Source organism: Mesorhizobium sp. B2-1-8, assembly GCF_006442545.2.
Lineage (GTDB): Bacteria > Pseudomonadota > Alphaproteobacteria > Rhizobiales > Rhizobiaceae > Mesorhizobium.
In genome coordinates, this window is sequence record NZ_CP083952.1 from 5748674 (window position 1) to 5763438 (window position 14765).

A 14765-nucleotide genomic window follows, 5' to 3' on the forward strand; every position below is an offset into this window, starting at 1 on the left:
TCCGCTCAGAAGGTTACAGCGATGTATTTGGCCTCCATGAACTCGGCGATGCCGTGATGCTGACCCCCTTCCCGCCCGAGGCCACTCTGCTTTACCCCGCCGAAAGGCGCGGCGGGATCCGACATCAGGCCGCGGTTGAGGCCGATCATGCCGGCCTCGATCTCCGAGGCCACCCGCATGCCGCGTGCCACATCACGCGTGTAGAGATAGGCGGCGAGACCGTATTCGGTGTTGTTGGCGTGGAGGATGGCTTGCGCCTCGCTCTCGAAGCGGGTGATGGGCGCCACCGGGCCAAAAATCTCCTCATGTGCCATATCGGCCTCCGGCGAGACTTCGGACAGGACCGTCGGAGGATAGAAAAAGCCATCTCCTTCGAGCACCGAGCCGCCGCACAGCACCTTGGCACCCCGGCTGACCGCGTCCTTGACCAGCCGGTCGATCTTGTCGACCGCCTTTTTGGTGATCATGGGTCCACATTCCGTTTCTGCCTTGGTCCCGGCGCCGAGCTTGAGCGCAGCCATGCGCCGCGCAAGGCCGTCGGCGAACGCATCGTGGATGCCCGACTGGACGTAGATGCGGTTGGCGGCGGTACAGGCTTCGCCGGCATTGCGCATTTTGGCGATCATGGCGCCGTCGAGGGCCGCATCGAGATCGGCATCGTCGAAAACGATGAAGGGCGCGTTGCCGCCAAGCTCCATGGAACAGGAAATCACATGTTTGGCGGCCTCGGCGAGCAAGGCCCGGCCGACCCCCGTCGAGCCGGTGAAGGAGAGCTTCCTGACGCGCGGATCGGCCAGCATGGCCGACGTCAGAGGGCCGGGTGTCGACGTCGTCAGCACGTTCACGACGCCGTCCGGGACACCTGCTTCGCTATAGAGCGCGGCGAGTGCATAGGCGGTCAGCGGCGTCTCGCTGGCCGGTTTCAGAATGACCGTGCAGCCGGCCGCGAGGGCTGGCGCGATCTTGCGCGTCGCCATCGCGGCAGGGAAATTCCACGGCGTGATGAGGACGCAAATGCCGATCGGCTGATAGTCGACCACGATCCGGTTGGTTCCGGATGGAGCGGTGCCGAACTCGCCGGTGATACGAACAGCTTCCTCGGCGTTCCAGCGGAAGAATTCGGCTGCGTAAGCCACCTCGCCGCGCGCGTCGCGCAGGGCCTTGCCGTTTTCCAGCGAGATCAGCATGGCAAGCGTCTCCGACCGCTCGACCATCAGCTCGAAACAGCGCCTCAGAATCTCCGAGCGCTTGCGTGGCGCGGTCTCGCGCCACCCCTTGGCGGCCTTGGCCGCTGCCTCGACTGCTGCGGCGGCGTCCTCCAGGGTCGCATCGGGTACTGCCGCGATCACCGCGCCGGAGGATGGATCGGTGACCTCGATGAGCCCGCCGTCGGAAGACGGCAGCCATTGTCCGCCAATATAGAGCCGGTGCGGAAAGCCCCGCACCTCGTAGAGATCCTGATCGAGTTGGGAGGCATTGTAGGGAAGGTTCATCGTCTTGTTCCTGACGTTCACATGGCGCAGGCGTTGAGATCGCCGTCATAGGCAGCCTGGACAAGGCGGCGCATGGCGGCGAGGTCGAATGGGCGCGGGTTGTTCTTGATCAGGCGATCGATGCCGAGCGCCTGCTCGGCGGTCCAGTCGAGCTTGTCGGGCGGAAGCCCCAGACCGGCCAGCGTCGGAGTGATACCGATCGCCGCAAACAAACGCCTGATCTCCTCGATGGTCGCGCCCGCCAGTTCGTCCGCGCTTCGACCGTGCGGCTCAAGGCTAAGAGCAATCCCTATCTCGGCGATCTCCGCCGCGGCCACACGGCTGTTGTAGCTCATGACATAAGGCATCATTGTCGCCACCCCCAGCCCATGCGGCGTATGTGTGAGCGCGCCGGCCGGGTATTGCACCGCGTGCGCCGCCGCCGTGCCGGCGGTGCCGAACGCGCAACCGGCCGCCAGCGCTCCCATCATCACGTCGGCGCGCGCCTCAGCGTCGCCGCCGTCAGTGCACGCCTTCTCCAGGCTGCGGCCGAGCAGTTTGATGGCCAGCAGCGCGAAATGGTCGGTCAGCGGCGTCTTGCCGATGAAGACGTGGCGCTGCGGCAGGCTGAAGTCCCCGTCCCGGCGCATGGCCGTGAAGGCCTCGATCGCATGCGTGAGCGCGTCGGCGCCGGCGATCGCCGTCAGGCCAGGCGGACAGGTCATTGTCAGTTCGGGGTCGCAGATGGCAACGGCGGCAATGAGATGGGGGCTCGATATCCCGACTTTGAGCGTCCGGTCCGGATCGGATATCACCGCGACTGGTGTCACCTCGGATCCTGTGCCCGCAGTGGTCGGCACGGCGATGAGCGGCAGCATCGGCCCCGGAACCTTGAACTCGCCGTAGTAGTCTTGGAGCTCGCCGCCATGGCTGATCAGCAAGGCGGCGCATTTGGCGAAATCGAGACAGCTGCCGCCGCCAATCCCGATCACCATATCGGGCCCAAAGCCCCGCGCTTCCTCGACGCAGACCGCCACCGAATCGCGCGGCACGTCCGGGAGGACACCGTCGTGAACCAGCACGTCGATCGACGCTGCCTGCAAGGATGCCATGATTTCGGCGAACACAGCCGTGCCGGCGAAACGCTCGTCTGTGCAGACCAGGGCGCGTCGGCCGTAGCGACCGGCCACGACCGGCAATGCCTGGCGTTGGCCCTTTCCGAACAGAATTTCGCGCGGGAGCCGGAGGGCTGTGAGAAGGTTCATGACAGGCTGCATCCTCGAGTGGTGTCGGAGGAACTCGCATTGCAAAATCCGCACCGAAGATCCTGAACTGAGGGGTGCCGATAAAATCGTATAGGATATCGTATTGCATCGGTCAAACCCTCGTGTTAGCAGTCTCCCGTGTCGAGAGGCTAAAGAATGCAACCCGTCATTTTGAGCAATGGTGAAGCACCCACGGGAGCGGGTCGCATCCAGCGCGCGAGCAGCCTGGCCGAGGACGTCTACGAAGCCATCTTCGCGCAGCTGATGTCGCTGAAGATCGCACCCGGTTCACGCATCACCGTCGACAATCTGGTCAAGGAGTTCGACGTTTCCCATACGCCGATCCGCGAGGCGCTCGGGCGTCTCGAAGGCGAAGGCCTGGTCCTGAAGACGCATCTGATCGGATACCGCGCCGCACCGCAGATCACCCGGCGCCGTTTCGACGAATTGTACGAGATGCGTCTCCTGCTCGAACCGCACGGCGCGGCGAAGGCCGCTGCCGCGATGGACGAGGCCAAGCTCGGCACACTGCTGGAGGCAGCAGGCGTGATGTCGCGCCGCGAGGGCAAGGACGAGCGCCTGCGCTATTCAAATTTCGCCAGGCAGGACGCGATCTTCCACGACAAGATCATGGAATATGCCGAAAACGAGCTCATTCGCGAGACGCTGGGTTATCAACACACCCACTTCCACATATTCCGCCTGATGTACCACTCCCGCGTGACCGAGGAGGCGCTGGACGAACATGAGGCGATCCTGGCCGCGTTCGGCGCGGCCGATCCCGATGCCGCCGCCAAAGCAATGCGCGCCCACATCGAGCACTCGCGCGATCGCCTGCTGCCGGCCTTCGATTGAGGCGAAACCGATGTCCGCGCCGCTGACCACCAACGACAACGCCGAGGAACACTACTTCCCCGACTCTCCATCCTGAGGACGGCCAAAGCCAATGCGGGGCGCAGCATGACTCGCCCAGCTTTTTTCACACGACAGAGGAACCGACTATGTCAGGCAAGAAAATATTGATGCTCACCGGCGAGTTCACCGAGGAATACGAGATCTTCGTCTACCAGCAGGCGATGGAAGCCGTCGGTCACACCGTCCATGTGGTATGCCCGGACAAGAAGGCCGGAGACCTCATCAAGACCTCCCTGCACGACTTCGAGGGCGACCAGACATACACCGAAAAGCTCGGCCATTTTCAGGTGATCAACAAGACGTTTTCGGAGGCGGAAAAGCAGCTCGATCAATACCACGCCGTATACTGCGCTGGCGGCCGCGGCCCGGAATACATCCGCACCGACAAACGGGTGCAAGCCATGCTGCGCCACTTCCACGACACCCGGAAGCCGATTTTCACCATCTGCCATGGGGTCCAGATTCTGATTGCCGTGGACGGCGTCGTGCGCGGCAAGAAGGTAGGCGCGCTCGCCGCTTGCGAACCGGAAGTGACGTTGGCAGGCGGAACCTATGTCGACCTTTCGCCGACGGAGGCCTATGTCGATGGCACCATGGTTTCCGCAAAGGGCTGGACCGCTCTAGCCGCCTTCATTCGCGAATGCCTCACGGTGCTCGGGACTGAAATCCGGCATAGCTGATAGCTACAGCATGTCGTGGCGAACAGGATTCGCCCGACCTGCTGTAAGCTTCTGATTTTATGCATGTCGTTATCCCGGAACCGACGACACTTCCGGGCGACATGCATTAGACCGGCCTATTGCGAGATGCGCCGGTCCGCTTTCCCCCTGAGGTGATCAAGTCCACTGCCGTCTCGATGCCAGGGCAGAGACGCGCTGCGGCAGCCGTTCATGCGGCAGGCCGCGTAGCCTACCGGTTTTCAATGACAGCTTTTATGAGCCCCGATTTCTCATTTGCCCATTGGGCGATGTAGCGGGGGCTGTCTTGCAGCGTCGTGCGATGCGTCACCAGCTTGGCAAGCGGAATAGCACCGGTGCGGATCGCCGCCATGACGCGGTCGAAATCCGTGGTCAGGGCGTTGCGGCTGCCGATCAGCGTCATTTCGCGTTTGTGGAATTCCGGATCGGAAAAGGTAATGTCATCCTTGATGACGCTCACCATTACCATGGTGCCGCCATGCGCCACGTAGGTGAACGCGGCCTCAATGGAAACCTTGCTGCCGGTTGCGTCAAAGACCAGGTCGAAGCAATCGCCGTCCGTGCGGCCCCTCACCAGATCGCCGGGCGACGCCGCAGCACCGTCGATGACGGGGAAACCCAATTGATCCTCCGCAAAATCCAACCGCTCGCGGCTCGTGTCCATGATCGTGACCGTCTGTCCGGCAAGCCGTGCAAACAAGGCTGTGCCGAGGCCAATGGGGCCAGCGCCGATGACCAGCGTGCGCGTTCCCGCCGAAAGCATCGACCGCCTTACCGCATGCGCGCCGATGGCGAGGAATTCGACAGCCGCCGCATCGGAGAGCGAAAGGCCGACTACCGGATAGAGATTCGCCGCCGGCACCAGCAATTGATCACACATGCCGCCATCGCGATGCACACCCAGCACCTCTATTGAGACGCAGCAATTCTGCTTGCCCTGCCGGCAGGCAGTACATTTGCCGCAGTGCAGATATGGGTTGATGACAACCTTCTCGCCAAGCTCGATATTGGCCCCCTCACCGACCATCAGTACCGTCCCCGAGAGTTCGTGGCCCATGATCCGGGGGTATGCGAGGTAGGGATGCTTGCCCTCGAAGATGTGGTAGTCGGTGCCACATATGCCGATATGGCTTATGCCCACCAGCACCCAGCCGGCGGAGGGCATGCCCGGGTCAGGACGGCTTTCGAGGACCAGTTCACCCGGTCTACGGCACACCACCGCTTTCATTCGACATCCATGTTCCGAGAAAAGAGGACCCGACGGCGGGTAGACACCGCCGGGCCAGGGTCTGGGAGCTATTCGAAGTCCTTGACGTTCTGCAGCGTGACGAGCCCGGCGCCGGTATCGACATTGGCTTCGACGGGTTCACCGCGAATGGCCTTGACGACGGTGTCGATGCCAAGTTCACCCATCTTTGCCGGGAATTGCGCAACGCTGGCGTCTTCCGCGCCAGACTTTATCGCTTCGATTTCACCGCAGCAGGCATCGAAGCCAACCAGGATGAGCTTGTGTTTGGCGATGCCGGCATTGCTGATCGACTTGACGGCACCGGGGATGGGCGGACCGCAGGCAGAATAGATCGCCTTGAGATCGGGATTGGCTGTCAGAATGTCTTCCGCAACCGAGGTGCCGAGTTCAAGCGTGCAGTTGGTGGCGCCCTTGCCGACCACGTCGACCTTGACGTCGCCGAGCCCTTCCATCATGCCGGTGACGCGATCATCCAGCGCCGGAACGCCCGGTACGCCTTGCAGGATACCGATCTTGTCGCCGCTCTTGAGAACGGTTTTCAGATATTCTCCGGCGATCTTGCCGCCATTGAGATTGTTCGTCGAAACCAGCGCCGTCTGGCCCTTCCAGTTCGGAATGCTGTTGTCCACGAGCACCACCTTGATGCCGGCGGCGACGGCCTTGTCGAGCGCCGGGGCAACTGTCGGATCGACCGGCGTGATTGCCAGGCCCTTCACGCCTTGCGTGATCATGGACTCGATCAAAGCGATCTGGCCCTCGATGTCCGTGGCCGCCTGGCCCTGGCCGGTGACCAGCTCGATCTCAGGATGGGCGGCGGCGTATTTTTTGGCCGCATCCTCCATGGTCGAATAGAATGGCACCGGGAATTTCGTGATCAGGCCGACCTTGATCTTGTCGGCGGCCGAAGCAGGCATTGCGAATGCGATGGCAATCGCAAGTCCTCCCAATAGTCTTCTGTGCATCAGCATTCCGTTCCTCCCTTGGAATTGAGACGCCTTCCGGCGGAAGACGCTTCAGGCATTTGCGGACCGAGGCGGTCCGCAAAATCTCGAATGCGTTCAGGCCCCCACGATCATGGAAACCAACTCCTGCTTGTTGTCCTTGGTTGGCACCAGTTCGCCGACCTTGCGGCCCTGGCGCAGGACCACCGCACGGTCGGCGAGCTCGATGACGTGCTCCATATTGTGGGTGATCAGAATGACGGCGTTGCCCTGGTCGCGAAGCGTCGCCACCAGATTGAGAACCTGACGCGATTCACGCAGTCCAAGGGCTGCCGTCGGCTCGTCAAGGATGACGACCTTGCGGGCGAAGACCGTGGACCTCGCCACGGCGATGGCCTGTCTTTGTCCACCCGACATCATGGCGACGACCGCGTCCAGCCGGGGCAGCGTCACCTTCAGCCTTTCCAGCAGGATCCGGGTTTCGGCGTCCATCCTGCGCTGCTGCAGGAAACGCAGGCCGCGCGGCAGCCATTGCGGACCGGCGAGTTCGCGGCCGGCGAAGAAGTTCTGCCCCGGCGTCAGATTGTCGAACAGCGCCAGGTCCTGATAGACGGTCTCGATGCCGGCAAAGCGCGCGTCGGCCGGCGAGCGTATCTGCGCGGGCAACCCGTCCAGCACGATCGCGCCGGCGTCGAGCTGATGGACGCCACTGATGCATTTGGTCAGCGTCGATTTCCCGGCGCCATTGTCACCGAGTAGCCCCAGAATTTCGCCTCGCCGCACCTCGATGCTGACATCGTCGAGCGCCATGACAGAGCCGAAGCGCTTGGTTGCACCGCTTACGGCGAGCACAGGATGGTCTGAAGTGCCGGGACTGCGGGCTTCGGCCGCGGGCGCGGTCATGGCTGCCTCCCGGCCTGCATGACACGCACGCGCCCTTCCAGGTAATTGCGCAGCACGTCGGCCTCGACCGCGATGACGATGACCACGCCGATGACGATGAGCTGGAAGAAGATATTGACGTTGAGCAGGTTGAGCGCGTTGCGGATGACGCCGATCATGATGGCACCGATCAGGGCGTGGCCAAGGTGGCCGCGACCGCCGAGAAAACTGGCGCCGCCGATGATCACCGCGGCGATCGTGTCAAGCTCGAGCAAATTGCCGAACAGCGGCGAACCGGCGTCGGTGCGGCCGGCAAGGATGACAGCGCCGATACCGGCGCAGAGGCCAGAAATCACATAGGCCGAGACCAGAACCCAAGACACCGGAATGCCCATGCGCAACGCAGCATCCGGTCTGCCGCCGACGGCATAGATCCAGCGCCCCCACACCATCGTCTTGGCCATGACAAACAGGACCGCGGCGACACCGACCACGACGAAGACCGAACCTGGCAAGCCCCAGATCGCCTCGCGGCCGAGCACGTCGATCGCATCTGGCATTCCAGGGATCGCACGCCCGTCGGCCAGTTCGAGGGCCAGGCCCTTGGCGATGCTCAGCGTTGCAAGCGTGATGATGAACGGATGTGGCAGCCGGCCGAAGACGTAGACCAGTCCATTTATCGCGCCCACCGCCGCGCCGCTTCCAACCATTACCGCGATCACGACCACCGCGGTAGCGCCGGCATGAAAACTCAACGCTCCAAGAACGGAGGCCAGCGCAAGGTTCGATCCAACCGAGAGGTCGATGCCACGCGTCAGGATGACCAGATGCTGGCCCATTGCGACGACCGAAATGACAGCGGTCTGGGCAAGGATATTGCTGAGGTTGCGGCCGGTCAGAAAATAGGGCGACAGGAAGCCGAGGATGACAATCAGCAGCAGCAGGATCACAGCCGGGCCGGCGCTGAGCAACATCAAGCCAAGCGCCAGACCCGGCGCCGCCTCCGCTTTCCTCGACGCTTGAGCCGTGCCTTCGTCAGCAGTGGCGCTGCTGTTTCCCACCTCAGGCAAAACTTTCCTCCCCGCGCGAACTCTTGCGAGCCGCGCGCCACCAAGTCGTGTCAATTTCGATCTTCTTGTTATCGATAAAAAACATCTTGGAGTATCGGGTCAAGTTGTTTTTTATGGATAAAGGTCATGCTAGAAAGGACAAGACTTTCTCTGGAGGCCCCGATGAAAACCGACACCGTTTACAAGAAGGCGTTCAATCGCGTGGCCCACATGATGCGCGACGGGCAGTTGGCCGGTCAGCTTCCATCCGAGAACGAGCTGCGGCGGCGGGTGGGCGTCAGCCGCACGACGATACGCAAGGTGCTGGAAGAACTTGTCCACCGAGCCATGGTCAGCGAAGAGAACGGCATTCGGGCAGTTGGGCGACCGGCCAACGATGACGACTGCTACCCGGACGCGGAAACCACGCCCCGCGCGACGCATGTCGAACAGCAATTCATGGAGTGGATGCTGCGTGGCGACACCAGGCCCGGGACCAGCATCAACGAGCTTGACCTTGCCCGGCAATTTGGCGTCGCAACCAACGGCATCAGGGAATTCCTGATCCGTTTCAGCCGCTTCGGCCTGATCGAAAAGCGGCCGAATTCCGGGTGGCTTTTCAAAGGCTTCACGGAAGACTTCGCACTCGAACTGTTTGAAATCAGAGTGATGTTCGAGGTGCGGTCGGCGCGCCTGTTTTCACAGCAGCCCGAAAGTTCTCCGCTGTGGGCGAAACTCGCCGCGCTCAAGTTATCGCACATTGAACTGCTCGAGCACATGGACCGCCGCTTTCATGACTTCTCCAGGCTCGACAATCGTTTTCACCGGCTCATCAACGAGGCATCGCCGAACCGGTTCATCGATGACTTCTACGACATCATCACGTTCATTTTTCACTATCACTATCAGTGGAACAAGCAGGACGAAAAGCAGCGCAATCAGGCAGCCATCGTCGAACACATCGTTTTTATCGATGCGCTGGAAAGCCGCAATGCAAAGCGGATCGAGATCGCCTGTCGCGCGCACCTCGACTCGGCAAAGGAAACGCTGACGCGTTCTCTGCTGGTATTTGATGAGATTCCGACAGGATAATTACCCGACATATGGCGGCGCATTACTGCCCGGAAGCTAAGGCGAGATGGCGGACGGGCACACTTTAGTCCGAATGACCCAAGCTGCCGTGAAGCGATTGGCGTCGTGCGCAAAGAAGGTGGTTCAGTCGAAGAAGCCCGCATCCTCTTCCCTGAGATACTTCCTGGCACCTTCGGCGTCGATGTCGAGGCCCAGCCCCGGTGCTTCGAGCAGATCCACCATGCTGTCCTTCACGATCTGCTTGGGCAGGCCGATGACGATGTCGTTCCACCAGGGATCGGAGGCGCTGGGATATTCGAACGCCACGTAGTTGGCGGGCAAGGTGGCGCAAACATTGATCAGTGCGCCGAGGCCAAGCAGGCCGTTCGCGGTGCCGTGCGGCGCCATCAGGATCGAGTGCATATAGGCGTGCTCGGCGACCCATTTGAGCTCGGCAATGCCGCCAATGTCGGCAGGATCGGGGCCGATGACGCGCACCGCCTGCGTCTCGATCAGCTCCTTGAAATTGTGCCTGAGGTAAATCTGCTCGCCGGTATGGATCGGCGTCGAAGTAGAGGTGGTCAGCTCCCGGTAGGCCTGCGGGTTGACCCACGGTACATAGTCGCCGGTCAACATGTCCTCGAGCCACATCAAATTGTACTTCTCGACCGCGCGAGCGAACTTGATCGCATCGGGCAGCATCCAGCCGGGGCCGCAGTCGAGCGCCAGGCTGACCTTGTCGCCCAACACTTCCTTCATCGCGATCACGCAGTCGAGCATGTGGTTGAAACCGCGTTCGCTGATCACGCCCTGATCCATGGCACCGTGATAGCCGGCCTTCTTCTGCGTTACGCCATAATGGAAGCCATCGACCGTGTCCTTCATGTTGGAATGGAACGAGATTCCTTGCTTGACCATGAAGAAATTCTGCGGCTGCTCCATCATCCATTTGACATCGGCGGCGTAATCCTCCGGCCGGTCGCCCGTGCGCTTCTGGCGGATCGAGCCGTTGTAGACGCGCACCTTGTCGCGCACCTTGCCGCCGAGCAGCTTATATGCCGGCACGCCCGCGGCCTTGCCGGCAATGTCCCACAGCGCATGTTCGATGGCGCTGACCGCCGCGCCATAGGGCTTGAAAGAGCCGCGTTGGCGGATCTTCAACATGACCCGCTCGACGTCGGTCGGATCCTCGCCGATCAGCGCCTCGCGGAAATGCAGCACCCATGGCTTGAGGTAGGCCTTGGTGAACTCGACCTCGCCAAGGCCGTAGAGACCTTCGTCAGTGACGATGCGGACGATGGGATGTTTGCCGATAACGGCGCACCGCAGGTCGGTGATCTTCATGGCGCAGTCCTATTTCACAGACGAGAAAGCTGTCGGCGTGAGCAGCTGGCTGCTGATATTGGCAATGATCTGCCCGTCGCGCTCAGACTCGTCCCGGGCCCTGTGCCATGCCGGATCGGTGACGAAAGCCGCCCATTTCGCCTCACGCTCGGCCAGCGATTCCCAGGCGAGGAAATAGGTGAGGCGATTGCTGTTTTCGCCGATCGCCGTGGTGAAAAACCCGGCTTGGCGGATGCCATGCCTCTCCCAGATGGCCAGCGTTTGGTCGGAAAAGCGCTTGAGCAAAGTCGGCAGCCTGCCCGGCAGGCAGTCATAGATACGCAGTTCGTAGATCATGGTTTCGTCCGTTTCTTTCTTCGCCTCTCCCTTGGGAGAGGTCGACACGAATGGTCGGTCGTTGGTCCGGTGAGCCTGGGGGAATGAGGGCAAGGGGTCTGGGCTAACTCCAGGTCCGGTCCCAGCTATATTCATTGTCCCAATGCTCGGTGGATTGCCATATCCCCGTGACACCGGGCTGCAGATGCTGGCTGATCACCTCCTCGACCACGTCGTCGATGCCCAGCCCCGGCTTGTCGGGCACGGTGATGAAGCCGTCCTTCACAAGCGGCTTGGGCAGACCCGTGACGATATCGTCCCACCAGTCCACTTCGACGCTGTGAAACTCGAGCGCCATGAAGTTCTCGGTCGCGGTGGCGACATGCGCGGCGGCCATCGCGGCGATCGGACTTTCGGCCATATGGATCGCCATGGCGACACCGTGATCCTGCGCCATATCGCCGATCTTCTTGGTCTCGAGAATGCCCCCACTGGTGAGCAGGTCCGGGTGGATGACCGAGAGGCCGCCGCTCTTGAGCAGCGGCTCGAAGCCTTCCTTGAGGTAGATGTCCTCGCCGGTGCAGATCGGCACCGTGGTAGCCTGCTGCAATTGCCGGTACTGCTCGGTGTATTGCCAGGGGATCACGTCCTCCAGCCAGGCCGGAACGTATTTCTCGATACGGCGCGACAGGCGTATGCCATCCTGCAGCGAGATGTGGCCGACATGGTCGATGGCAAGCGGGATCTCGTATCCGATGACCTCGCGAACCTCGTGGATATACTGCTCGAGCAGGTCTATCCCCTTTTCGGTGAAATGCAGGCCTGTGAACGGGTGCTGCACGTTCTGCGCGTCATAAGCGAGATTGCGGGCCTTTCGCTCCTCGAACGAGCCACCGCGGCCGCGCGGGTTGCCGTTAAACCCTTCGAACGCGCCGGCGGGTGCGACCACGGCGCCCGGGACATGGGCGATCTGCATCAAGCCCAGATCCATCTTCAAGAAGGTGAACCCGCGGCCCATGCGTTCCTTGAGGCGCTTGCCGGTTTCGGTGCCGCTGGGTTTCTCGGCGTCGGTATCGCAATAGACGCGCACCTTGTCGCGGAACCGTCCGCCCAGCATCTGGTAGATCGGCACACCATAGGCCTTGCCGGCGATGTCCCACAGCGCGATTTCGACCGCCGAGACGCCGCCGCCCTGCCGGCCGTGCCCGCCGAACTGCTTGATCCGGCGAAACAGGCGGTCGATGTCGCAGGGGTTCTCGCCAAGCAGCCGGCCCTTCAACATCAGCGCGTAGGTGGCGCTGGCGCCGTCGCGCACCTCGCCAAGCCCGACGATGCCCTGGTTGGTATAGATCTTGAGCAGCGCCGAGGTGAACGGCGCACCGACGATCTCGGCCACCCGCATGTCGGTGATGCGAAGCTCGGACGGCTTCGAATTGGTGTTGACCCGGTTGAGGGCCTCGTCGGCTCCATCCGTCCTTGGCATAACTTATCCTCGTTCTGGTCGGCGGGCCTGTCGCCCCGCATGCTGCCGATGGCGCTAGCCCAGTTCGATCTCATGGGCTTGCAAATAATCGCGGTTCATCTCGATGCCGAGGCCCGGCCTCGACGAAAGCTTGAGGCTGCCGTTCGAAACGTCGAGCGGCTTGTCGATGAGATGATTGTACTTACCCAAATTCCACTCCGACGTTTCGAGCTTGTAGAAGTTCGGAACGGTCATCATCACCTGCGCTCCCGCAACCACGTTGATCGGCCCCGCGGCATCATGGGGCGAGACCGGGATGTAGTAGGCTTCGCACAGGGCGGAAATCTTCTTGAGTTCGGTAATGCCGCCGGTCCAGGTGACGTCGGGCATGATGTAGTCGGCGAGCTTGTTCTCGAGCACCGGCACGAAATCCCACTTCGTGTGGCCGCGCTCGCCCCACGAAATGGCGGCACTGACCTTCTCGCGCACCTGCTTAAGGGCGTTAAGGCTCTCGGGCGGACAAGGCTCCTCGAACCAGTCGATCTGGCCGGCTTCCTCGAGGCTGCGACAGAGGCGAATGGCGGTCGGAACGTCGAAGCGGCCATGCGCATCGATGAGAATGTCGACATCTGGGCCCGCCGTTTCGCGGATCAGAGCCGTGAGTTCGGCAGCCTCGCGCTCGTCCTTGCGGGTCATGCTGCCATCGAGGTAGCCGTCCCGCTGTTCGCGCGACACGCCGCCGGCACCGCGACCCTGGTGAGGGAAAGGATCGAACTTGAGAGCAGTGTGTCCGGACTCGACAATGTCCAGGATTTCGCGGGCCACAGCATCCTTGCTGGTGAATTTAGCCTGGTTGGGATGGGTGTAGAGCGCGATTTCATCCCGGACTGGCCCGCCCAAGAGCTCGTAGACCGGCTTGCCGAGAGCTTTGCCCCTGAGATCCCAGAGGGCTATGTCGATCGCGCTCACGCATTCGACCGCGGCGCCGCGGCTGCCCATATAGGTGAAGCTGCGGAAGATCTTGTGCCATAGATACTCGATACGCGCCGGATCCTCGCCCGTCACCGCGGCTCCGATCTGTCGAAGGATCGTGCAGAGGGCACGGTTGGCGAGCTTGGTGGTGGTGGTGATCTCTCCCCAGCCGCTCACCCCCTCGTCCGTCGTCACCTCGACGAACAGGAATTCTCCCCAATAGGAAGCATCGGACTTGATCAGCCACGGCCGAACGCTCGTGATTTTCATTTCAACTACCTTTGTCCGTAATCCTAGACTTGATCCCTCGTCCTATCCGGCCCGAGCGGCGTTGCGCGCACGCATCTGTTCGAGAACATGCCGGCCGGAGCCCTCGACATGGCGGGAAATGACTTCGGCTGCCTTGTCTGCCTCTCCCGCCTTGATGAGCGCAATGAGTTCGCGGTGCTCGCGAATGATCGCGGCACGCCGCGCGAGCGTGAAATTGAAGCGTCGGCTCACCGCTCGCAGCACTTCGCGATGCTTCCACCAGAGCTCGGCCGCATGGCGGTTATAGTGCCGCTGGTACATCACGGTGTGGAAGGCTGTATCCAGTTCGCTGTGCCTAAACGTGTCGGCGAAGTTGTTCTCTTCGATCAGGCCTTGGATACGTTCCAGTTCGGCGATGTCCTCGCCGGTAGCCATACCCACGAACCATCGCGTCAAGGCTGGTTCGATCAGAACACCGATTTCGTAGATGTCGCGAACAAAATCCTGATCGATGGGCCTTACACGCGCCCCGCGATTGGGCGAGAAGATGACGAACCCCTCGCCGCGCAACAGTTGCAGGGCCTCCCGCACGGGATTGGTCGAAGTGCCGTGGCGGCGGGCGAGATCCGTGACAACAAGCCGTTCGTTGGCGGCGAGCCGTCCCTCGATGATGTCTTCCCTTATCAGTTGATAAAGCGAGGCACCCTCGCTGGAGGCTCCGATGGCGTCGATCCCCGCAGGTGGCTTCGCTTTGAAATCGCTTGTTTCGGCCAAGGCCGGCTCCCCCAAATTAATACACAGTCTGTCCGATATCACGCATGGTTCCCACAAACAATGTACGATCTGGCGCGTTGACAGGGAATTCATGATCTGAAAACGTA

At 61.7% G+C, this 14765-nt stretch carries 14 protein-coding genes; 3 read left to right on the forward strand and 11 right to left on the reverse strand.

Annotation, left to right across the window (positions count from 1 at the left end; all coding sequences use genetic code 11):
• Positions 1-5: 5 nt before the first annotated feature.
• The gene (locus FJ970_RS28295) at positions 6-1493 is read right to left on the reverse strand and encodes an NAD-dependent succinate-semialdehyde dehydrogenase (RefSeq protein ID WP_140757017.1); all 1488 of its coding nucleotides are present in this window, start codon (positions 1491-1493) and stop codon (positions 6-8) included.
• A gap of 17 nt (positions 1494-1510) precedes the next feature.
• Entirely contained in the window at positions 1511-2737 is a 1227-nt protein-coding gene (locus tag FJ970_RS28300) for an iron-containing alcohol dehydrogenase (protein WP_140757015.1), read from the reverse strand.
• 156 nt (positions 2738-2893) lie between these two features.
• Here FJ970_RS28300 and FJ970_RS28305 point away from each other — a divergent pair, with 156 nt between their 5' ends.
• Positions 2894-3592 carry a GntR family transcriptional regulator gene (locus FJ970_RS28305; RefSeq protein ID WP_140757013.1) on the forward strand — a complete coding sequence of 233 codons (699 nt, stop codon included), beginning with the start codon at positions 2894-2896 and terminating at the stop codon, positions 3590-3592.
• 146 nt (positions 3593-3738) lie between these two features.
• A complete protein-coding gene (locus FJ970_RS28310) occupies positions 3739-4332 on the forward strand; it encodes a DJ-1/PfpI family protein (protein ID WP_140757011.1) in 594 nt (197 codons plus the stop codon).
• 229 nt (positions 4333-4561) lie between these two features.
• On the opposite strand, the gene FJ970_RS28315 is transcribed toward FJ970_RS28310, so the two are convergent.
• The 4 genes from FJ970_RS28315 to FJ970_RS28330 all read right to left on the reverse strand — a co-directional run bounded on the left by FJ970_RS28315 (position 4562) and on the right by FJ970_RS28330 (position 8396).
• Positions 4562-5578, reverse strand: a complete 1017-nt coding sequence (locus FJ970_RS28315; RefSeq protein WP_140757009.1) for a zinc-binding alcohol dehydrogenase family protein — start codon at positions 5576-5578, stop codon at positions 4562-4564.
• Between the two features lie 68 nt (positions 5579-5646).
• Positions 5647-6564: a sugar ABC transporter substrate-binding protein gene (locus tag FJ970_RS28320; RefSeq protein WP_140757075.1), complete on the reverse strand. Its 918-nt coding sequence runs from the start codon at positions 6562-6564 to the stop codon at positions 5647-5649.
• Positions 6565-6657: 93 nt separating this feature from the next.
• A complete protein-coding gene (locus tag FJ970_RS28325) occupies positions 6658-7443 on the reverse strand; it encodes an ATP-binding cassette domain-containing protein (RefSeq protein WP_140757007.1) in 786 nt (261 codons plus the stop codon).
• Positions 7440-8396, reverse strand: a complete 957-nt coding sequence (locus tag FJ970_RS28330; protein ID WP_140757073.1) for an ABC transporter permease — start codon at positions 8394-8396, stop codon at positions 7440-7442. The genes FJ970_RS28325 and FJ970_RS28330 overlap by 4 nt, the downstream gene beginning before the upstream one ends.
• A 258-nt stretch (positions 8397-8654) precedes the next feature.
• On the opposite strand from FJ970_RS28330, the gene FJ970_RS28335 reads away from it, so the two are divergent.
• Complete coding sequence (locus FJ970_RS28335; RefSeq protein WP_140757005.1) at positions 8655-9563, forward strand: GntR family transcriptional regulator; 909 nt, start codon at positions 8655-8657, stop codon at positions 9561-9563.
• Positions 9564-9686: 123 nt separating this feature from the next.
• On the opposite strand, the gene FJ970_RS28340 is transcribed toward FJ970_RS28335, so the two are convergent.
• The 5 genes from FJ970_RS28340 to FJ970_RS28360 form a co-directional block, all read right to left on the reverse strand.
• Entirely contained in the window at positions 9687-10886 is a 1200-nt protein-coding gene (locus FJ970_RS28340; protein WP_140757003.1) for a mandelate racemase/muconate lactonizing enzyme family protein, read from the reverse strand.
• 9 nt (positions 10887-10895) lie between these two features.
• Positions 10896-11222, reverse strand: coding sequence for an NIPSNAP family protein (locus FJ970_RS28345; RefSeq protein ID WP_140505846.1), 327 nt, complete (start codon positions 11220-11222; stop codon positions 10896-10898).
• A gap of 103 nt (positions 11223-11325) precedes the next feature.
• Positions 11326-12684 (reverse strand): mandelate racemase/muconate lactonizing enzyme family protein, encoded by a 1359-nt coding sequence (locus FJ970_RS28350; RefSeq protein WP_140757001.1) that lies wholly within the window; start codon positions 12682-12684, stop codon positions 11326-11328.
• Positions 12685-12738: 54 nt separating this feature from the next.
• Positions 12739-13905 (reverse strand): mandelate racemase/muconate lactonizing enzyme family protein, encoded by a 1167-nt coding sequence (locus FJ970_RS28355; protein ID WP_140756999.1) that lies wholly within the window; start codon positions 13903-13905, stop codon positions 12739-12741.
• A 42-nt stretch (positions 13906-13947) separates the two neighbouring features.
• The gene (locus FJ970_RS28360; protein WP_140756997.1) at positions 13948-14658 is read right to left on the reverse strand and encodes a GntR family transcriptional regulator; all 711 of its coding nucleotides are present in this window, start codon (positions 14656-14658) and stop codon (positions 13948-13950) included.
• Between the last annotated feature and the right edge of the window lie 107 nt (positions 14659-14765).